Annotated in this window: 16 protein-coding genes and 1 other annotated feature; of the genes, 11 read left to right on the top strand and 5 right to left on the bottom strand. The window is 56.7% G+C overall.

Annotation, left to right across the window (positions count from 1 at the left end; genetic code table 11):
- Positions 1 to 32 precede the first annotated feature (32 nt).
- The 6 genes from KPHS_39160 (at position 33) to KPHS_39110 (ending at position 6,178) form a co-directional block, all read left to right on the top strand.
- A complete protein-coding gene (locus KPHS_39160; protein YP_005228216.1) occupies positions 33 to 1,277 on the top strand; it encodes a histidyl-tRNA synthetase in 1,245 nt (414 codons plus the stop codon).
- A gap of 34 nt (positions 1,278 to 1,311) precedes the next feature.
- Positions 1,312 to 1,932 (top strand): YfgM family protein, encoded by a 621-nt coding sequence (locus tag KPHS_39150; RefSeq protein YP_005228215.1) that lies wholly within the window; start codon positions 1,312 to 1,314, stop codon positions 1,930 to 1,932.
- Positions 1,933 to 1,942: 10 nt separating this feature from the next.
- Positions 1,943 to 3,121 carry a putative dehydrogenase gene (locus KPHS_39140; RefSeq protein ID YP_005228214.1) on the top strand — a complete coding sequence of 393 codons (1,179 nt, stop codon included), beginning with the start codon at positions 1,943 to 1,945 and terminating at the stop codon, positions 3,119 to 3,121.
- Between the two features lie 122 nt (positions 3,122 to 3,243).
- On the top strand, positions 3,244 to 4,713 hold the full coding sequence (locus tag KPHS_39130) for a GTP-binding protein EngA (RefSeq protein ID YP_005228213.1): 1,470 nt from the start codon (positions 3,244 to 3,246) through the stop codon (positions 4,711 to 4,713).
- 117 nt (positions 4,714 to 4,830) lie between these two features.
- The gene (locus tag KPHS_39120) at positions 4,831 to 5,910 is read left to right on the top strand and encodes a Gfo/Idh/MocA family oxidoreductase (protein YP_005228212.1); all 1,080 of its coding nucleotides are present in this window, start codon (positions 4,831 to 4,833) and stop codon (positions 5,908 to 5,910) included.
- A gap of 49 nt (positions 5,911 to 5,959) precedes the next feature.
- Entirely contained in the window at positions 5,960 to 6,178 is a 219-nt protein-coding gene (locus tag KPHS_39110) for a zinc ribbon domain-containing protein (RefSeq protein YP_005228211.1), read from the top strand.
- Here KPHS_39110 and KPHS_39100 read toward each other — a convergent pair.
- Positions 6,162 to 7,553 carry an exodeoxyribonuclease VII large subunit gene (locus KPHS_39100; protein YP_005228210.1) on the bottom strand — a complete coding sequence of 464 codons (1,392 nt, stop codon included), beginning with the start codon at positions 7,551 to 7,553 and terminating at the stop codon, positions 6,162 to 6,164. The two genes, KPHS_39110 and KPHS_39100, sit on opposite strands and share 17 nt — an antisense overlap.
- Positions 7,554 to 7,711: 158 nt before the next feature.
- Between KPHS_39100 and KPHS_39090 the strand changes: the two genes are divergently transcribed.
- The 3 genes from KPHS_39090 to KPHS_39070 all read left to right on the top strand — a co-directional run bounded on the left by KPHS_39090 (position 7,712) and on the right by KPHS_39070 (position 10,825).
- Positions 7,712 to 8,788, top strand: coding sequence for an inosine-5'-monophosphate dehydrogenase (locus KPHS_39090; RefSeq protein YP_005228209.1), 1,077 nt, complete (start codon positions 7,712 to 7,714; stop codon positions 8,786 to 8,788).
- Positions 7,712 to 9,180, top strand: a sequence feature (potential frameshift: common BLAST hit: gi|238895962|ref|YP_002920698.1| inosine 5'-monophosphate dehydrogenase). Its footprint overlaps the gene before it by 1,077 nt.
- A complete protein-coding gene (locus KPHS_39080; RefSeq protein YP_005228208.1) occupies positions 8,788 to 9,180 on the top strand; it encodes an inositol-5-monophosphate dehydrogenase in 393 nt (130 codons plus the stop codon). Its footprint overlaps the feature before it by 393 nt. The genes KPHS_39090 and KPHS_39080 overlap by 1 nt, the downstream gene beginning before the upstream one ends.
- Positions 9,181 to 9,247: 67 nt before the next feature.
- On the top strand, positions 9,248 to 10,825 hold the full coding sequence (locus tag KPHS_39070) for a bifunctional GMP synthase/glutamine amidotransferase protein (RefSeq protein YP_005228207.1): 1,578 nt from the start codon (positions 9,248 to 9,250) through the stop codon (positions 10,823 to 10,825).
- A gap of 94 nt (positions 10,826 to 10,919) precedes the next feature.
- Here KPHS_39070 and KPHS_39060 read toward each other — a convergent pair whose 3' ends face one another.
- The 3 genes from KPHS_39060 to KPHS_39040 all read right to left on the bottom strand — a co-directional run bounded on the left by KPHS_39060 (position 10,920) and on the right by KPHS_39040 (position 15,476).
- A complete protein-coding gene (locus KPHS_39060) occupies positions 10,920 to 12,788 on the bottom strand; it encodes a putative phosphatase/sulfatase (RefSeq protein YP_005228206.1) in 1,869 nt (622 codons plus the stop codon).
- Positions 12,772 to 13,839 (bottom strand): putative arylsulfatase regulator, encoded by a 1,068-nt coding sequence (locus KPHS_39050; RefSeq protein ID YP_005228205.1) that lies wholly within the window; start codon positions 13,837 to 13,839, stop codon positions 12,772 to 12,774. Before KPHS_39050 ends, KPHS_39060 begins: the two co-directional genes overlap by 17 nt.
- Before the next feature lie 404 nt (positions 13,840 to 14,243).
- Entirely contained in the window at positions 14,244 to 15,476 is a 1,233-nt protein-coding gene (locus tag KPHS_39040) for a major facilitator superfamily transporter (RefSeq protein YP_005228204.1), read from the bottom strand.
- 73 nt (positions 15,477 to 15,549) lie between these two features.
- Here KPHS_39040 and KPHS_39030 point away from each other — a divergent pair, with 73 nt between their 5' ends.
- Positions 15,550 to 16,461, top strand: a complete 912-nt coding sequence (locus tag KPHS_39030) for a LysR family transcriptional regulator (RefSeq protein YP_005228203.1) — start codon at positions 15,550 to 15,552, stop codon at positions 16,459 to 16,461.
- Between the two features lie 96 nt (positions 16,462 to 16,557).
- Here KPHS_39030 and KPHS_39020 read toward each other — a convergent pair whose 3' ends face one another.
- A complete protein-coding gene (locus KPHS_39020; RefSeq protein YP_005228202.1) occupies positions 16,558 to 16,731 on the bottom strand; it encodes a putative inner membrane protein in 174 nt (57 codons plus the stop codon).
- A 370-nt stretch (positions 16,732 to 17,101) separates the two neighbouring features.
- Between KPHS_39020 and KPHS_39010 the strand changes: the two genes are divergently transcribed.
- Complete coding sequence (locus tag KPHS_39010) at positions 17,102 to 19,330, top strand: putative cytochrome C-type biogenesis protein (RefSeq protein YP_005228201.1); 2,229 nt, start codon at positions 17,102 to 17,104, stop codon at positions 19,328 to 19,330.
- The last annotated feature ends 23 nt before the right edge of the window (positions 19,331 to 19,353 follow it).

Below are 19,353 nucleotides of genomic sequence, written 5' to 3'. Positions count from 1 at the left end.
ACGTGGCAAAGAACATTCAAGCCATCCGTGGCATGAACGATTATCTGCCGGGCGAAACCGCTCTCTGGCAGCGCATTGAAGGCTCACTGAAGCAGGTGCTCGGTAGCTACGGTTACAGCGAAATCCGTTTGCCGATTGTAGAGCAGACCCCGTTATTCAAACGCGCGATCGGCGAAGTGACCGACGTGGTTGAAAAAGAGATGTATACCTTCGAAGACCGCAATGGCGACAGCCTGACGCTGCGTCCGGAAGGGACGGCGGGCTGCGTACGTGCCGGCATCGAACATGGTCTGCTGTACAATCAAGAACAGCGTCTGTGGTACGTCGGGCCAATGTTCCGTCACGAGCGCCCGCAGAAAGGTCGCTACCGCCAGTTCCATCAGATCGGCGCCGAAGTGTTTGGCCTGCAGGGCCCGGACATCGACGCGGAGCTGATTATGCTGACCGCGCGCTGGTGGCGTGAGCTGGGCATCTCCGAGCACGTCAGCCTGGAGCTGAACTCCATCGGTTCGCTGGAAGCGCGCGCCAACTACCGCGACGCGCTGGTGGCATACCTGGAGCAGTTTACCGATAAACTGGATGAAGACAGTAAACGCCGGATGTATACCAACCCGCTGCGGGTGCTGGACTCCAAAAACCCGGACGTTCAGGCGCTGCTCAACGACGCGCCGGCGCTCGGCGATTATCTTGACGAAGAGTCGAAAGCCCACTTTGCCGGCCTGTGCGCGCTGCTTGACGATGCCGGGATCCGCTACACCGTCAACCAGCGCCTGGTGCGCGGCCTTGATTACTATAACCGCACCGTGTTCGAGTGGGTGACCACCAGCCTTGGTTCCCAGGGCACCGTCTGCGCCGGCGGTCGTTACGACGGCCTGGTTGAGCAGCTGGGCGGTCGCGCTACCCCGGGCGTGGGTTTTGCCATGGGTCTGGAACGTCTTGTTTTACTGGTCCAGGCAGTGAATCCGGAATTTAAAGCCGATCCTGTTGTCGATATATACCTGGTAGCCTCCGGGACCGATACTCAGTCTGCTGCAATGCGTCTGGCTGAGCAGGTTCGCGATGCGCTGCCCGGCGTGAAGCTGATGACCAACCACGGCGGCGGCAACTTTAAGAAGCAGTTCGCCCGCGCTGACAAGTGGGGGGCGCGCGTCGCGCTGGTGGTCGGTGAATCAGAGATTGCTGACGGAAACGTGGTAGTGAAGGATTTACGCTCAGGTGAGCAAACTACCGTAACGCAGGAGAGCGTTGCCGCGCATTTGCGCACACTTCTGGGTTAATCTCCCGGGAATTATTAGTCAGGAGAAGGACTGCGTGGAAACTTTTAACAACGAGAACGATCAGGTCGATGCGCTGAAGCGTTTCTTTGCCGAAAACGGCAAAGCGCTGGCGGTCGGGGTGATTTTAGGGATTGGCGCGCTGGTTGGCTGGCGCTACTGGACCTCCCATCAGCAGGATACCGCCAGAGACGCGTCGCTGGCTTACGAGAAGGCGACTTCCGCGCTGAAATCGAATACGCCAGAAGTGCTGTCAGGGGCAGAGAAATTCGCGGCTGACAATAAAAATACCTACGGCGCCTTCGCCTCTCTCGAGCTGGCACAGCATTTTGTTGAACAGAACGATCTGCCGAACGCTGAAAAGCAGCTGCAGCAGGGGCTGGCGGCCGCATCTGATGATAATCTGAAATCGGTTATCAGTATGCGTCTGGCCCGCGTTCAGCTGCAAATGAAACAGGCTGATGCGGCGCTGAAAACCCTCGACAGCATCAAAGGTGAGGGCTGGACCGCCATTGTGGCCGATTTGCGCGGCGAAATTCTGTTGAGCAAAGGCGATAAGCAAGGGGCCCGTGCGGCGTGGGAAGCTGGCGTGAAAAGCGATGCTTCTCCTGCGCTCAGCGAAATGATGCGTATGAAAATGAATAATTTGTCCATCTGAGAGGGACTCGATGCAATTGCGTAAATTACTGTTGCCAGGGCTGCTTTCCGTTACCTTGCTGAGCGGGTGTTCGCTGTTTAATAGCGAAGAAGATGTGGTGAAAATGTCACCGCTGCCGACGGTAGAAAACCAGTTTACGCCGTCCACGTCCTGGAGCACCTCGGTTGGCGATGGTATCGGCGAATTTTACTCTAACCTTCATCCGGCCTTTGCCGACGGCGTAGTGTATGCTGCTGACCGTAAAGGCACCGTCAAAGCGCTGAACGCCGACGACGGCAAAGAGGTGTGGTCGGTGAATCTGGCGGAGAAAGATGGCTGGTTCTCGCGCACGCCAGCGCTGCTTTCTGGCGGGGTGACCGTCTCTGGCGGCCATGTTTATATCGGCAGCGAGAAAGCGCAGCTGTATGCGCTGAATACCAGCGATGGTACCGTGGCCTGGCAAACCCGTGTCGCCGGCGAGGCGCTGTCGCGTCCGGTGGTGAGCGATGGCATGGTGCTGGTGCATACCAGTAACGGCCAGCTGCAGGCGCTAAACGAGACCGATGGGGCCGTGAAGTGGACCGTTAACCTCGATATGCCGGCGCTCTCCCTGCGCGGCGAGTCTGCGCCTGCGACCGCCTACGGCGCGGCGATCGTCGGCGGCGACAACGGCCGCGTCAGTGCAGTATTGATGCAGCAGGGGCAGATGATTTGGCAGCAGCGTATTTCTACGGCCACCGGCCCGACGGAAATTGACCGCCTGAACGACGTCGACACGACGCCGATCATCGTTAACGGTGTGGTTTATGCGCTGGCTTATAACGGTAACCTGACCGCGCTGGACCTGCGTAGCGGCCAGATTATGTGGAAACGCGAGCTGGGTTCGGTGAATGATTTCATCGTCGATGGTAACCGTATCTACCTGGTAGACCAGAACGATCGCCTGCTGGCACTGACCACCGACGGCGGTGTAACCCTGTGGACGCAAAGCGATCTGCTGCACCGTTTGCTGACCGCGCCGGTGTTGTATAATGGCAATCTGGTCGTCGGCGATAGCGAAGGCTACATGCACTGGGTTAATCCGGAAGATGGCCATTTTGTGGCGCAGCAGAAAGTGGACAGCTCCGGCTTCCTGACCGACCCGGTGGTTGCCGATGGTCGACTGCTGATCCAGGCGAAAGACGGTACGCTGTACGCGATTACGCGTTAATTACCGCTGTCGTGAGTGATTAAGAAACGGCCCCTGGCAGACAGGGGCCGTTTTGACTTTTTTAAAAACGTCGTTAAGACGATGTTGCTTAGTGATTGTATGAGGCATTTAACATGATACCTGTGGTCGCGCTTGTCGGGCGCCCTAACGTTGGAAAATCCACGCTCTTTAACCGCCTGACGCGCACTCGTGATGCGCTGGTTGCGGATTTCCCGGGGCTGACTCGTGACCGTAAGTACGGTCGGGCCGAAGTCGAAGGCCGCGAATTCATCTGTATCGATACCGGTGGTATTGATGGTACGGAAGAGGGCGTGGAAACCCGGATGGCGGAGCAGTCGCTGCTGGCAATCGAAGAGGCCGATGTGGTGTTGTTTATGGTCGATGCGCGCGCGGGCCTGATGCCGGCGGACATCGCGATCGCTAAACTCCTGCGCTCTCGTGAAAAGCCCACCTTCCTGGTGGCTAACAAAACCGACGGCATCGACGTCGACCAGGCAATGGCGGACTTCTGGTCGCTCGGCTTGGGCGATATCTATCCGATTGCCGCTTCGCACGGCCGCGGCGTGACCAGCCTGCTGGAGCAGGCCCTGCTGCCATGGGTCGATGAGGTTAATCCGCAGGAAGAAGTGGATGAAGACGCCGAATACTGGGCGAAATTCGAAGCCGAGCAGAATGGCGAAGCGGAAGAAGAGCCGGAAGACGACTTCAATCCGCAGGATCTGCCGATCAAGCTGGCGATTGTCGGGCGTCCTAATGTCGGTAAATCAACCCTCACCAACCGCATCCTCGGTGAAGATCGCGTGGTGGTTTACGATATGCCGGGCACCACCCGTGACAGCATTTATATCCCGATGCAGCGTGACGAGCGCGAATACGTGCTCATCGATACCGCCGGGGTGCGCAAGCGCGGGAAAATCACCGACGTCGTGGAAAAGTTCTCGGTGATAAAAACGCTGCAGGCGATTGAAGACGCCAACGTCGTGCTGCTGGTGATCGATGCTCGCGAAGGGATCTCCGACCAGGACCTCTCGCTGCTGGGCTTTATTCTTAACAGTGGCCGTTCGCTGGTGATCGTCGTTAACAAGTGGGATGGCCTGAGTCAGGAAGTGAAGGAGCAGGTGAAGGAGACCCTCGACTATCGTCTGGGCTTTATCGACTTTGCCCGGGTGCACTTCATCTCCGCCCTGCACGGCAGCGGCGTCGGCAACCTGTTTGAATCGGTACGCGAAGCCTACGACAGCGCTACGCGCCGCGTAAGCACCGCGATGCTGACCCGGATCATGAACATGGCGGCGGAAGATCATCAGCCACCGCTGGTGCGTGGCCGTCGCGTGAAGCTGAAATACGCCCACGCCGGGGGCTACAACCCGCCTATCGTGGTGATCCACGGTAACCAGGTCAAGGATCTGCCGGATTCCTACAAGCGCTACCTGATGAACTACTTCCGTAAATCCCTGGACGTGATGGGCACGCCAATCCGGATCCAGTTCAAGGAAGGGGAAAACCCGTTCGCTAACAAGCGTAACACCCTGACGCCGAACCAGATGCGTAAACGTAAGCGCTTGATCAAGCACATCAAGAAAAGCAAATAATCATTAAACCCGCTTCGGCGGGTTTTTTGTGGCCGCCATGCCGGTAAATGTCAAAACCTTCCGCCATAATCCCGAGATACTTCGCCGGGAACAGAGCGGCTCAAAGGTGGACTTACTATGCAGATTGGTTTTATCGGCCTCGGCGCGGTGGTGGAAACCGCCTATTTACCGGCGCTGCGTCGCCTGGGGGACGTCATCGACCGCTGCCAGGGCTATGACCTGGACTGCAGCAGAGCGCTGCCGGGGATCCAGCGCTGTAGTTCGCTGTCGGCGCTGCTGGCCGAACCCCTGGATACGCTCTTCATTACCACCTCATCACTTCAGCATCTGCCCGTACTGGAGAGGGCGTTAGCCAGCGGCATTTCCCGCATCGTGGTGGAAAAGCCGATCGTGGCCAACCTTGAGCAGGCCGCCCGGCTGCGGGCGCTGCTGGCGCCGACTGAGCAGGCCGCGCGGGTGCTGGCTCTTGACCACTGGATGGCGCGAGGCGTTGCGCTGAACGCTCCTGGCCCGCTGTGGCGGGCGGAAGGGGAGGCCAGCGGCCTGCCTCCGCCGCACCTGTCAGCGCAGGATATCGTCTGGATCGAAGGTTATTTGCAGGAGCCAAGCGGCTTTAACAGCGCTGGTGAGCCGGTCGCACTCAATTTTGCCACCGGGGAGCTGGATACCCGGCAGCTGCGTCACCCTGATGGGGTGATCCTCGATATCGGCACCCATGTCCTGGCGATGCTCCGCGAAACCCTGCACGCCAGCGGAGGCGATACGGCGCTGAGCCTTTCCCTTCGGGTGGCGAAAGACCGCCTCGGCCATGACATTGCTCCTGGGGATACGAGCACTGCCGAGGGGGAGGCGCATCTGCAGGGAACCCTGGGCACTATCCCGCTCAATATCTGGCTCAACAAATATGCGGGTCCCGCGGGCGGGCAAAAGGGAATGCGAATAGGACTGCGGGACGGGCGAATAATCACCCTCGATCGCGCCCCTGAGGGCGAAGTGGTGACGCTACAGGACGGCGAGCGGGTGCAGCGCTGGACCCGGCCCGGGGCGATCTATACGCACTGTCTTGATGAGCAGATCCTCGGCGCTGATAATCTGTTTATCCGGGCGCCGGACAGCGTGGCCGGGCTAACGCAGCGTAGGCTTGAGGAAGTGGAATGGCTGCTCAGGTTGCAGCAGCAATTACGCGGCCCGCATTAAACCCGGAACATGATAAAATAGGTGCAGATAAACGTTGAAAGGAATGGTTATGGAACTTGATTGCCCTCTGTGCCACGCGCCGTTAGATGTCAAAGGCAGTAGCGCGCATTGCGCCCAGTGCGAAAGGGTATTTACCCTTGAGGCCCGCTGCCCGGAATGCCACCAGCCGCTGGAGGTGCTGAAGGCGTGCGGCGCGGTGGATTACTTTTGCCAGCATGGGCATGGCCTTATCTCGAAAAAACGGGTGGAATTTATTCCGCTGGTTTAGTGGGCGAAGGCTTTCTGGCCCGCGTTTTTTTCACCGTCGCGATCTGCTTCACTTCGCTTTCGACCCAGCCGTCTTTCAGGCGGGTGGTGAGCAGATCGCCGGTTTTGACCTGTTTTGTCTGCTTCAGCACCGTACCGTCGCTCACCGAGGTGACGCTGTAGCCCCGCGCCAGGGTGGCTAAGGGGCTCACCGCCTCCAGATGGGTCACCGCGTTGCCAAACCGTTCACGCCGCTCGCTGAGGCGGCCACGCATAATTTCCGCCAGCCGGTATTCCAGCTGCTGGATCCGCGACTGCGCGCGGTGGATCCGCGGCTGCGGGTTGTAGTGATTCAGACGCAGAACGGTGCGCTTTTGCCGCTGTTCTGCGCGCTTAAGCTGTGACTCCACGGCGATACGCATCCGCTGGCGCAGGCGTTCCAGGGCGGTCTGCTGGCGGGCCAAGCGCAGCTGTGGATGCTGTTGCTGCAGGCGATGGAACAGCTGGGTAAAACGGCGCTGGCGACTGGCGAGGAAATAGTCCATCGCCATTTCCAGCCGCTGCTGTCCGGACTGCAGCTGGCGCAGCAGCTCCTGCTGGTTGCGGCTGACGATTTCCGCGGCGGCTGAGGGAGTCGGTGCCCGCAGGTCGGCAACAAAATCAGCGATCGTGACGTCGGTTTCATGGCCGACGGCGCTGACGATAGGGATCTGGCTGGCGAAAATAGCCCGCGCCACCCGCTCATCGTTAAAACTCCACAGATCCTCCAGCGAACCGCCGCCGCGTCCGACAATCAGTACGTCACACTCCTGGCGCGCGTTGGCCAGCGCGATGGCGCGCACAATCTGCCCGGGGGCGTCGTCACCCTGGACCGCGGTTGGGTAGATGATCACCGGCAGCCCGGGATCGCGGCGCCTGAGGACATGGAGAATATCGTGCAGCGCGGCACCGGTTTTCGAGGTGATGACGCCGACGCAGTGGGCGGGAGAGGGGAGCGCCTGCTTATGTTTTTGCTCGAAAAGTCCTTCCGCCGTTAACTGTGCTTTCAGCTGCTCATACTTCTGCTGCAGCAACCCTTCGCCGGCGGGCTGCATGCTTTCGACGATAATCTGGTAGTCGCCGCGCGGCTCATACAGCGTAATGTTGGCGCGAACCAGCACCTGCTGCCCGTGCTGCGGGCGAAACGTCACCCGGCGGTTGCTGTTGCGGAACATCGCGCAGCGCACCTGGGCGTTATCGTCTTTTAAGGTGAAGTACCAGTGGCCGGAAGAAGGCTGGCTGAAGTTAGAGATCTCGCCGCTGATCCAAACCTGGCCCATTTCGCGCTCAAGCAGCAGACGCACCGTCTGATTGAGGCGGCTTACGGTAAAAATTGCGGGGGATTGAGAGGGTAACATGTGAGCAAGATCAAACTTTAAATCAGCAGGTTATTCAGTCGATAGTAACGCGCTCAGAGGGGATGGCAAGTATTATTTGCAAAAAAGGGTAGATGCAATCGGTTACGCTCTGTATAATGCCACGGCAATATTTATCCACCCTGGTCGAGATATTGCCCATGCTACGTATCGCTAAAGAAGCCCTGACGTTTGACGACGTCCTCCTCGTTCCCGCTCATTCTACCGTTCTGCCGAATACTGCCGATCTCAGCACTCAGCTGACGAAAACCATTCGTCTGAATATTCCTATGCTCTCCGCAGCCATGGATACCGTAACGGAAGCGCGTCTGGCTATTGCCCTGGCACAGGAAGGCGGCATCGGCTTTATTCACAAAAACATGTCCATCGAGCGCCAGGCGGAAGAAGTTCGTCGCGTGAAGAAACATGAGTCCGGCGTGGTCACCGACCCGCAGACCGTTCTGCCAACCACCACCCTGCGTGAAGTGAAAGAGCTGACCGAGCGCAACGGTTTCGCCGGCTACCCGGTGGTTACCGAAGAAAACGAGCTGGTTGGCATCATCACCGGCCGCGACGTGCGTTTCGTCACCGATCTGAACCAGCCGGTCAGCGTCTACATGACGCCGAAAGAGCGTCTGGTCACCGTTCGTGAAGGCGAAAGCCGTGAAGTGGTCTTCGCTAAGATGCACGAAAAACGCGTTGAGAAAGCGCTGGTCGTGGATGAGAGCTTCCACCTGCGCGGCATGATCACCGTCAAAGACTTCCAGAAAGCAGAACGTAAACCGAACGCCTGTAAAGATGAGCAGGGCCGTCTGCGCGTAGGCGCGGCGGTCGGCGCTGGTGCCGGCAACGAAGAGCGCGTAGACGCGTTGGTAGCGGCAGGCGTTGACGTTCTGCTGATCGACTCCTCGCACGGTCACTCAGAAGGCGTTCTGCAGCGTATCCGTGAAACGCGCGCGAAATATCCTGACCTGCAGATCATCGGCGGCAACGTTGCCACTGGCGCAGGCGCACGCGCGCTGGCGGAAGCCGGCTGCAGCGCGGTGAAAGTGGGCATCGGCCCGGGGCTCCATCTGTACTACCCCGTATCGTCACCGGCGTGGGTGTGCCGCAGATCACTGCTGTTTCCGACGCGGTGGAAGCGCTGGAAGGGACCGGTATTCCGGTTATCGCTGACGGCGGTATCCGTTTCTCCGGCGATATCGCCAAAGCGATCGCCGCCGGTGCGGCGGCGGTGATGGTTGGCTCCATGCTGGCGGGTACCGAAGAGTCCCCGGGTGAAATCGAGCTCTATCAGGGTCGCTCTTACAAATCCTACCGCGGGATGGGCTCCCTTGGCGCGATGTCCAAAGGCTCCTCTGATCGCTATTTCCAGAGCGATAACGCCGCTGACAAACTGGTGCCGGAAGGTATCGAAGGCCGCGTGGCCTATAAAGGCCGCCTGAAAGAGATCATTCACCAGCAGATGGGCGGTCTGCGTTCCTGTATGGGTCTGACCGGCTGTGGTACCATTGACCTGCTGCGTACCAAAGCTGAATTCGTACGCATCAGCGGTGCGGGCATTCAGGAAAGCCACGTTCACGACGTGACCATCACCAAAGAGTCCCCGAACTACCGTCTGGGCTCCTGATTTCTTCGCCCGACCTTGCGTCGGGCGATTTATTTACTCTGTTTCACTTGCCTCGGAATTAGCGTCAATGACGGAAAACATTCATAAACATCGCATCCTCATCCTCGACTTCGGGTCTCAGTATACTCAGCTGGTGGCGCGTCGCGTGCGTGAGCTGGGCGTCTACTGTGAGCTGTGGGCATGGGATGTCACGGAAGCACAGATCCGCGAATTTAATCCAAGCGGCATCATTCTTTCCGGCGGCCCGGAAAGCACCACCGAAGAGAACAGCCCGCGCGCGCCGCAGTATGTGTTCGAAGCCGGCGTGCCGGTATTTGGCGTCTGCTACGGCATGCAGACCATGGCGATGCAGCTGGGCGGCCATGTAGAAGGTTCTAACGAGCGTGAGTTTGGTTACGCACAGGTTGAAGTGGTTAACGACAGCGCGCTGGTGCGCGGTATCGAAGATTCCCTGACCGCAGACGGCAAACCGCTGCTGGACGTGTGGATGAGCCACGGCGACAAAGTGACCGCCATCCCAGCGGACTTCGTAACCGTCGCCAGCACCGACAACTGCCCGTTCGCCATTATGGCCAACGAAGAAAAACGCTTCTACGGCGTGCAGTTCCACCCGGAAGTGACCCACACCCGTCAGGGGATGCGTATGCTGGAGCGCTTCGTGCGCGACATCTGCCAGTGCGAAGCGCTGTGGACCCCGGCGAAAATCATTGACGACGCCGTTGAGCGTATCCGTCAGCAGGTTGGCGACGACAAAGTGATCCTCGGCCTCTCCGGCGGTGTGGACTCTTCGGTGACCGCGATGCTGCTGCACCGCGCTATCGGCAAAAACCTGACCTGCGTATTCGTGGACAACGGTCTGCTGCGCCTGAACGAAGCGCAGCAGGTGATGGAGATGTTCGGCGACCACTTTGGCCTGAACATTGTTCACGTTGAAGGCGAGCAGCGTTTCCTCGACGCGCTGGCGGGTGAAAGCGATCCGGAAGCGAAGCGTAAAATTATCGGTCGCGTTTTCGTGGAAGTGTTCGACGAAGAAGCGCTGAAGCTGGACGACGTCAAATGGCTGGCGCAGGGTACCATCTACCCTGACGTTATCGAGTCTGCCGCTTCCGCCACCGGTAAAGCGCACGTCATCAAATCTCACCACAACGTGGGCGGCCTGCCGAAAGAGATGAAGATGGGCCTGGTTGAGCCGCTGCGTGAGCTGTTCAAAGACGAAGTGCGTAAGATCGGCCTGGAACTGGGCCTGCCGTACGACATGCTCTACCGTCACCCGTTCCCGGGCCCCGGCCTTGGCGTGCGCGTGCTGGGCGAAGTGAAGAAAGAGTACTGCGACCTGCTGCGTCGTGCGGACGCTATCTTCATCGAAGAGCTGCACAAAGCTGACCTGTATAACAAAGTCAGCCAGGCGTTCACCGTGTTCCTGCCGGTTCGTTCCGTCGGCGTGATGGGCGATGGCCGTAAATACGACTGGGTGGTTTCCCTGCGTGCGGTGGAAACCATCGACTTCATGACCGCGCACTGGGCGCACCTGCCGTACGATTTCCTCGGCCGCGTCTCCAACCGTATCATCAATGAAGTGAACGGTATCTCCCGCGTGGTGTATGACATCAGCGGCAAGCCGCCAGCAACGATTGAGTGGGAGTAATCCCCGGCGTTAGCTGAATGAAACGAAACCCTCTGTGTTTACAGAGGGTTTTTTTATAGCTGCTACATTAAGGTCTCCCACCTGACGGCAAGCGCTAATCGCGCATATATTGATGCATCTGGGCCGCCGACATGTCCCACTGGCTTCCTTCAAACGGGGGCATATAGCTGCCATCATCTTCGCCAATCTCAGCGGCAGTGAGCTGATTGAGTTTATCGTTCATTGTCATTAACAGATCCCGGTATTTCTCTGGCTCCCGGGCGAGGTTATGATTTTCTTCGGGGTCGTTAACCAGATCGAAAAGTTCAACATCATTATTCTCCAGCAGCTCGGCCAGGGTAGCAGGAATATGATGCTGCTTGAGCGAAAAGTAGCGGGCAAATTTATAGTGTCCATCGTTGATCATACGGATCCCTGAGCGATGGGAAAAATCAGGATGGAGTGACGCGATCGCTTTTTTAAATTGATCGTGCGGGAGTTTTTCTCCAGCCAGCTTTCTGAATTTTGCCGTGTATTGCGCATCCATATACAGGATCATGCCGTAACAATAAAGCGAACCCGGACGCAGCGCATTTAAGCCCGCTTGCTCAGGATGCGCCAGTAATGGGCTCATATCCCGGCCTTTTCTGCCCTCCAGGACTTTCTCTCGCAGCGAGCGATCGCGTCCAGTCAGACCAATCAGGGTCGGTACTAAATCCAGATGATTAGTCAAACTGTTGCAGCGGATGTTTCCCGGATACGCCGGATGGCGAATGATCATCGGCACATGGATCTGCTCTTTGTACACCGAGGAACCTTTACCATGCATCTGGTGGGAGCCTCCGAGTTCCCCATGGTCGGCGGTAAAGACGATAATCGTATTTTGCGTCAGCTGCAGGTTATCCAGCTCATTGAGAATCGCCTCAAGATGCTGGTCATTATCGCGAATACAGTTGAAATAATAATCCAGTAATTTGCGCCAGCGCCGGTCTTCATCGGGGAACTGTCCCTCCATCACCGCCCTGGCATTCTGGTACTCTTTATGGGCGGCAGGTCTGCCAGGCTCATCGAGCGGCTGGTGGCGGTTTGCAGGCAGCGGATAGTCTGGCCAGCTTTGCTGATAGATTTGGTTGTGCGGGGGTTGGGTTGGCAGCAGGGTGTGGTTTTCTTTATCCATTGGCCCTTTCCACTGCACCTGCTCACCATGCTCATCGGTGTCGATAAACATGACATCGTGGGGGTTAACCAGGTTTACTGCCGCGAACCAGGGCTTATTTTCATCATTCAGCGGGCGGCCGGTGTTACGTAGCCAACTAATGGTCTGCCCCGTGGTGACTGAATCAAAGAAATAGCCGCCCTTACTTTTCCCGATGACATCGCCAATGCCGTGATAATCAGAGAAACCATACTTTTCCATAATTTCATGCAGTCGCGGCGTCGGGATCTCGCCCAGGTCCATTTCTTCTACCGATTTACCAGCGACCGGCTGATCGATCTCCCGGGTAAGATGCCATTTACCTTTATACGCCGTGTAATAACCCAGTTCACGCATCATATGGCCCACGGTACGTAATTCCGGGTCCAGATCGTAATTCATCCAGGGGAAGCCAAGATTATCAAACATCCGGGTGTGCGGCATATGGAGCCCGGTGTACATGACAGAGCGCGATGGCGTACAAACGTTGGCCGTGTTCTGATGATTGGTAAAAGTGATACCCGTTTTCATCAGGCGTTCCCGGCCCGGCACCGGAAAGGGATACCGCTCGAAATAACGTTCCTGATCGCAGGTTATTAGTAAAATATTGTAGCCTTCGGGCAGTGTGTCAGGGATTTCGCCGGTGAAAGGAATATCCCATGCCGCTTTCGGGGCGGCATTATTTTGCGCGGCGTTTCCCGTCTCTGGTAACAGGCTCACGACAGCGGCAATCCCCAGACCTTTGAGGAGATGGCGGCGATTTCCATCTATTTTATTTGGTTCTTTCATCTTCAGACTCCGTTAATTGTAATATATTTTGCCGAATCTCCGGGATAAGACTCATAATGAGCGCGGGCGGCTGGCAATTTAATAAAAGCCTTCGCATGACGTTCATATAGGGCGTGATATGGCCGAAAAAGGCTAAATAGCCGCTGCACAGGTAATTCTGTGCTTCGTCGTCATGGATGGTAAAACGGTGTTTAGGGCATCCCCCATGGCAGGCAAAGCGCCAGTGGCAGCTCTGACAGCGGGCAGAGAGTTGGCCCTTTTGCTTCCCGAACTGTTGCTGAAATGGCGAGCTCGCCATCGCTGCCATAGCATCTTGCTTCAGATTACCCAGTTTATATTCCGCTGAGACAAAGTGATCGCAGCTGTAGACATCGCCGTTTTGCTCCACCAGTAAACTCTGCCCACAGACAGGCTGCATGGTGCAGAGCGTGGCGGGCTGGCCGGCCCATACGCCGAGCAGATTATCAAAGTACTGGATAAACACCCTGCCAACATCGTTTTCCAGCCAGTCGTCGAAAACACTGCACAAAAATTTGCCCCAGCCCTCAGGGGTAACTGACCAGGGAGCAGGGGAGTCAACGAGAGGAATAAACTGGAGATGGTGAAGGTTTAGCTCGCGGCTCAGGCAGCGATAGAGACTTTTCCCCTGGCTTGCAGACTGGCGGCTGACCACCACCATGGCATTTACCGGAACGTCATGCTGCTGCAGGCAGCGTATGGCCTGCACAACTTTTTCCCAGGTGGGTTTTCCGCAGCCCGTCGTACGCCAGGTGTCGTGGAGTGACGCAGGGCCATCAATGGATAATCCGACCAGAAATCCATGACGACGCAAAAAACGAGCCCATTTATCGTTCAGCAAGATGCCGTTGGTTTGCAGGCTGTTGGCGATGATTTTGTTACCACGGTAACGCTGCTGGAGCTCGACCACCTTTGCAAAAAAATCCAGCCCGCATAAGGTAGGCTCACCGCCCTGCCAGCAAAACTCGACGTTTTGCGAGGGGGTCGATGAAATGGTGTTGTGAATGTACGCTTCCAGCGTGAGGTCGTCCATGGTGGCATACCCTGGACGCGGAACCTCGTTTTCCAGATAAAAGCAATACCGACAGGCCAGATTGCATCGATTGCCGCCGGGTTTTGCTACGGTATTAAAATTAGCGCTCATTCTTTGCTATGCTCGAACGTTTTCGATGAGGAAGAGAGTAAAGCTAATTGTGTTACCGGAGGTGTGGCTAATGTTACCGATGGCGACTGGCTTTATTTTTTGGATCATTATGCAAGCGAAAAATACAGGCGGTATCGTTATTTTTCGCAGGTGACAGCATGCCCTGCTATTCTCTTAAAAATTTCATTATTGATTTGGTGAATGTATTTTCATTAAAAATTTATAGTATGAATAATGCCTGCCATATGGCTATAAGCGCAGGCGTAAATTATCAAGGGCGTAGTGATCCACGTTTACTCTTCAGCAAGGTTGTTTTTGGCTATCGGTTGGTCAACGGCCGCTGCCGGATATTCTACATTACGTTCATCCTGCGCCTTACCCGCCTCGCGCACCATCGCCAGCGCCAGTCCGGCAACGATCAACGTTAACCCGGTGGACACCCACATTCCGCCGATAATGCCCAGCCGGTGGTTCAGCCATGCGTAGGCAAAGGGTGAAACAGCTGCCATCAGTTGCCCGGGGATCAGCAGGAGACCCGTGCGGCTGGCGTAGCTTTCTGCGCTAAACAGCGCCAGCGGCAGCGTCGCTTTGACAATCGTCACCAGCCCGTTAATCGCGCCATAGCCCAGCACAAACCCGGCTGCGCATCCGGCAAAGGTCGTGCTGCTCAATCCAAGGAGAAAACAGAGCGGCATGGCGAGCGCAGTAAAACGCGTTAGCGTGAGTGAGGTGACCCGGGGACCGGCCAGCACTTCCCCCAGCCGGGCGCCGGTCTGGCCGAATCCCCACAGCATACCGACGGCAACCGGCAGACCAAAGTGGCTGATAAACTCCGGCAGATGGGTAGAGGTACCGTTAGAGATGAAGGTGATCAGCGCAATAAAGATCGCGTAACGCGCCCCGTTACGCCGGTCGCCCTCTGCTGTCGCTGGCGAGGCTGGTGATTTCGCCGCTGAACTGAGCCGCTGGCGAGGCAGTTGATAACTCAGCCATGCGCTCAGCAGGCCAAACAGCGCATAGATCCGCAGGGCATTCTGCCAGGGCATGATGGTTAATAACGCCTCGCCCAGCGGCCAGAAGAGGGCAGAGGCCAGACCGCCAGCGAGAGTGATATGAGAGATAGTTTTCCGCGCCTGCTGACCGTACAGATTCACCACTGCGGCGAACAGCGCATCATACAGTGAGAGCCGCATGCCGATGCCGGTCAGCAGCCAGGCGCCGTACCAGCCGGCCAGCGAAGGGCGCCAGGCCATCATGGCGCAGCTGGCGGCTATCAGTAAGGTACCGCTGGTGACCACCAGTCTTCCGCCAAAGCGAGCCAGCAGCCTGGCAACGAACGGGGAGACAGCGGCCATCATCAGCATCGCAAGCGTCAGGCCGAGATAGATCTGCGGCAAGGACCATCCTTTGTCGGCGGCGATAGCCCCGGCAAAGGTGCCGGGCATATAAAAAGAGATCCCCCAGTTGATGAGTTGCTGACCGCCCGCGGTGAAGGCAAGGCGTCGGGGAATAGCGTTTATTTCCATGGTTTTTCATTCCGTTAAGACAGTTGTCCTGAGCATACCCGGCAGGCTATTGTTCTGGCAGAGCGGCCACCTTATGCGCGGTATAAGAGAAACTTTTATGACAACACTGAACCTGGGAAATCTGGCGACCTTCCGGCTGGTCGTACAGCGCGGCAGCTTTTCTGCCGCCGCCGACGCGCTGGGGATCTCCCAACCTGCCGTCAGCCTGCAGGTACGTCAGCTGGAGCAGTTTTTACAGACCAGGCTGCTGGAGCGAACCGGACGTGGGATCAAGGCGACGGCGGCAGGAATGGCATTGCTGGCCCACAGCGAGCAGATCGATCGGGCGGTGAATAGCGCGGTGCAGTCGGTCAGCGCATTCAGTCAGGAGGTTAATGGATCGTTGACGCTGGGGACAGGCGCGACGGCCTGCATTCATCTTCTTCCACCGCTGCTGCAGCATCTTCGTCAGCAGCACCCGCTGCTGACGGTGGGGGTGACCACCGGCAACACGCTGGATATCGTCCGCGCGGTGGAAGAAAACCGGCTCGATCTCGGGCTGGTCACGCTGCCCGTGCAGGGGCGCAGTCTGGCGGTGACTGCGATGTTAGATGAGGAGTTCGTGACCATCTATGCCAGCCGCGAGACGGAGATGCCGGCGGTTTATACTCCCGCCGAGCTGCAGGCGCAGCCGCTCATTGCCTTCGAGGCGGGTAGCGGCACGCGGGATCTGATTGACCGCTGGTTCCGCTCGGCGGGACTGGCGGTGACGCCGGTAATGCAGTTGGGGAGCATCGAGGCGATTAAGCGCATGGTGCGGGCAGGGCTGGGCTACAGCATCGTGCCCCGCATGGCGGTGGAGCGGGTGGAGGATCGCGACGGATTACGCGTACACTCGCTGGCGCCGCGGCTATACCGACAGCTGGCGGTAGTCATGCGTCAGGACAAAATTGTGACAAAAGGTATCGCTGAAATGCTGCGCCTGCTGCATACCGTGCGCTTATAAATCGCCGACGGCAAAATTACCGCATCAAAGACAGTACTTCAGCAGCGAGCGGCTCTGCCTGCGGAGTGTGGCGCTTGCAGTATTAGAATCAAAGGATTACTCGCGGGGGGAGGGCTCGACGGTGAGCGATGACTCCTGCGACGCTTTTTTATCCTGATGATGGTACCAGGCGCCGATGGAGGAGTAGACAAAGCGTCCAAAGAAGAAGAGAAAGCTGATAAGCAGTACGATACGGGTCATGCGACGGTTAAATCGATGTCGTTTACGCATACTGGGTGCCTGACTCACAAAAGGATCCTTGAAGTATACCCGAAGATGGGCGATGGGGGTATTAAGGCACAGGAACGAGATGGGGTCAATTGATGCAGATGTAAAAGTGCGGCAGTGAAAACATTAATTAATGTTATATAAGATAATCGTCGTATTTACATGCTCACTTTATTAGCCGTGAAATGTCGGGAAAAATAAGATTTATTAATGTTGGCGTCAGCATTTGTTGATTTATATCAATAGTCTCCTTCTCTTGGCCACTAAAATCAGCGGACGTTACCGTGTCGTTATTATTTACGCGGTCAGCATGGGTGGTTGGATGCCTGCCTGAATATGCCTCGCGGGAGCAGAGGCACTCTGTAGAGCACCTATGAATTTATTAAAATACTATCAACAATATCGCGACAAGTGGTGGGCTTTACCGCTCGTTCTGCCTGCGCTGTTATTACCGGTCGCCAGATGGGCGAATACCTACACCATGCTCAATGGTCATATGGTATTTTTGTATTATCTTCCCCTGGCGCTGGTGCTCAGCCTGATGATGTTTTTTGGCTGGGCGGCGATCCCTGGCATTATTATTGGCCTGCTGTTAACTCTGGCCCACGGCATGATGTTTGAGCAGTCCATCGGTGTACTGTTCCATTTCCTTATCCCCTGCGTGCTCTGCTGGGGCGGCTACCGCATTTTTGTCCCCCAGCGTCAGCAGGTCTCACACGGCAACGTCCGACTGATGCCGCATCGTCTGTTCTGGCAAATGCTGCTCCCCTCGGTCATTTTTCTGATTTTGTCACAGATTGCCGAATATCTTGGACTCCATCCGCGCACAACGGAAATGACCGGCGTTACGCCATTTAGTTTACGTTCATTAATCACCTTTCAGGCGCTAATGGTAGGGTGCCTGACCGGCATGCCGCTGTGTTATTTTGTGTTACGGGTCATTCGTAATCCTTTTCATTTACGCGGCTTTATTTCTCAGGTTCGCTTACAAATTGATCCAAAAATAAAAAAAATTGAAATTATTTGCTGGGCGACGGTATTAATTCTGCTACTGTGGCTATTATTGATGCCGCTTAATGATAGCAGCACCATATTTAGTACGAATTATACGTTGTCATTGCTGATGCCGGTGATGCTCTGGGGTGCCATGCGTTTTGGCTATCGCTTTATCTCACTGATCTGGACGCCGGTGCTGATTGCCGTGATCCATTTTCATTACCGTTACTTACCAATTTACCCAAGCTATAACACCCAGTTGGCGATCACGTCATCAAGCTATCTGGTATTCTCGTTTATTGTCGCCTATACGGCGATGCTGGCGACACAGCAGCGGCTGATCTACGCTCGCGTCCGGCAGATGGCCTTCCTCGACCCGGTGGTTCATATGCCGAACTTGCGGGCGCTGAGCCGGGCGCTCAACGGCACGAGCTGGTCGACGCTCTGTTTTCTGCGCATTCCTGAGCTTGAATTGCTGGGGCGCCACTATGGGGTACTTTTGCGAATCCAGTATAAGCAAATGCTGGCGAACCACCTGAGAACGCTGCTGCAGCCCAACGAAGCGGTATATCATCTTGCCGGTCACGATTTAGTGTTCCGTCTCAATAGCGAAGGGCACCAGGCGCGCATTCACTTAATTGACCGCTCCCTGCGACAGTTCCGTTTCCACTGGGACGGGGTCCCCCTGCAGCCGCGGATCGGCATGAGCTATTGCAACGTTCGCTCGCCGGTCAAGCATCTGTATTTACTGCTTGGCGAGTTGAACACCATTGCCGACATGTCGTTAGCCAGCGGCCATCCGGAAAATTTACAGCGCCGCGGCGCGGGCCATGTTCAGCAGGATCTGAAAGATAAAGTCGTGATGATGAACCGCATTCTCAAAGCGCTGGAACATGACCATTTTGTCCTGATGGCGCAGCCTATCCAGGGCATTCGCGGCGATCGCTATCATGAAGTGCTGGTGAGGATGGAAGGGGAGTCGGGTGAGCTAACGGGGCCAAACGAGTTCTTGCCGGTGGCGCACGAGTTTGGGCTGTCCACGCGGGTGGACCAGTGGGTTATTGAGCATACGCTGGCCTTTATGGACGCCAACCGGCGGGCGCTGCCTGGTCTGCGGCTGGCGATCAATCTTTCTCCGGTGTCGCTGAGCCGCAGCCAGTTTCCTCAGGAGGTCGAAGCGCTGCTGCAGGCCTACAACATTGAGCCATGGCAGATTATTTTCGAGCTGACCGAGAACTACGCGCTCAGCAATCCCGAGCTGGTCTGCCAGACTTTAGAACATCTGCGGGCGCTGGGCTGCCGGGTGGCGATCGATGATTTTGGTACCGGCTACGCCAGCTACGCCCGGTTAAAAACAATGAACGTCGACATTCTTAAAATCGACGGCAGTTTTATTCGCAATCTGCTTGCCAGCAGTCTTGATTACCAGGTCGTGGACTCTATTTGTCGTCTGGCGCGTATGAAGAACATGCAGGTGGTGGCCGAATATGTGGAGTCGCCGGAAATACGTCAGGCGGTCATCACGCTGGGGATCGATTATATGCAGGGCTATGATATCGGGGTACCGGTACCTCTGACGCAGTTGGCGGAGGAGATGACCGGCTGAGCAGCAAAAAGCCGGGCGTAAGC

The organism is Klebsiella pneumoniae subsp. pneumoniae HS11286 (genome assembly GCF_000240185.1).
GTDB lineage: Bacteria > Pseudomonadota > Gammaproteobacteria > Enterobacterales > Enterobacteriaceae > Klebsiella > Klebsiella pneumoniae.
This window is presented reverse-complemented; position numbering and strand designations above follow the sequence as displayed.

Excerpts from the sequence above, each read along its gene's own strand:
- KPHS_39070 (YP_005228207.1), top strand. The coding sequence starts at position 9,248 with ATGACGGAAAACATTCATAAACATCGCATCCTCATCCTCGACTTCGGG.
- KPHS_39050 (YP_005228205.1), bottom strand. The coding sequence starts at position 13,839 with ATGGACGACCTCACGCTGGAAGCGTACATTCACAACACCATTTCATCG.
- KPHS_39040 (YP_005228204.1), bottom strand. The coding sequence starts at position 15,476 with ATGGAAATAAACGCTATTCCCCGACGCCTTGCCTTCACCGCGGGCGGT.
- KPHS_39060 (YP_005228206.1), bottom strand. The coding sequence starts at position 12,788 with ATGAAAGAACCAAATAAAATAGATGGAAATCGCCGCCATCTCCTCAAA.
- KPHS_39020 (YP_005228202.1), bottom strand. The coding sequence starts at position 16,731 with ATGCGTAAACGACATCGATTTAACCGTCGCATGACCCGTATCGTACTG.
- KPHS_39090 (YP_005228209.1), top strand. The coding sequence starts at position 7,712 with ATGCTACGTATCGCTAAAGAAGCCCTGACGTTTGACGACGTCCTCCTC.
- KPHS_39100 (YP_005228210.1), bottom strand. The coding sequence starts at position 7,553 with ATGTTACCCTCTCAATCCCCCGCAATTTTTACCGTAAGCCGCCTCAAT.
- KPHS_39140 (YP_005228214.1), top strand. The coding sequence starts at position 1,943 with ATGCAATTGCGTAAATTACTGTTGCCAGGGCTGCTTTCCGTTACCTTG.
- KPHS_39120 (YP_005228212.1), top strand. The coding sequence starts at position 4,831 with ATGCAGATTGGTTTTATCGGCCTCGGCGCGGTGGTGGAAACCGCCTAT.
- KPHS_39160 (YP_005228216.1), top strand. The coding sequence starts at position 33 with ATGAACGATTATCTGCCGGGCGAAACCGCTCTCTGGCAGCGCATTGAA.
- KPHS_39030 (YP_005228203.1), top strand. The coding sequence starts at position 15,550 with ATGCGCGGTATAAGAGAAACTTTTATGACAACACTGAACCTGGGAAAT.
- KPHS_39010 (YP_005228201.1), top strand. The coding sequence starts at position 17,102 with ATGAATTTATTAAAATACTATCAACAATATCGCGACAAGTGGTGGGCT.
- KPHS_39110 (YP_005228211.1), top strand. The coding sequence starts at position 5,960 with ATGGAACTTGATTGCCCTCTGTGCCACGCGCCGTTAGATGTCAAAGGC.
- KPHS_39080 (YP_005228208.1), top strand. The coding sequence starts at position 8,788 with ATGGTTGGCTCCATGCTGGCGGGTACCGAAGAGTCCCCGGGTGAAATC.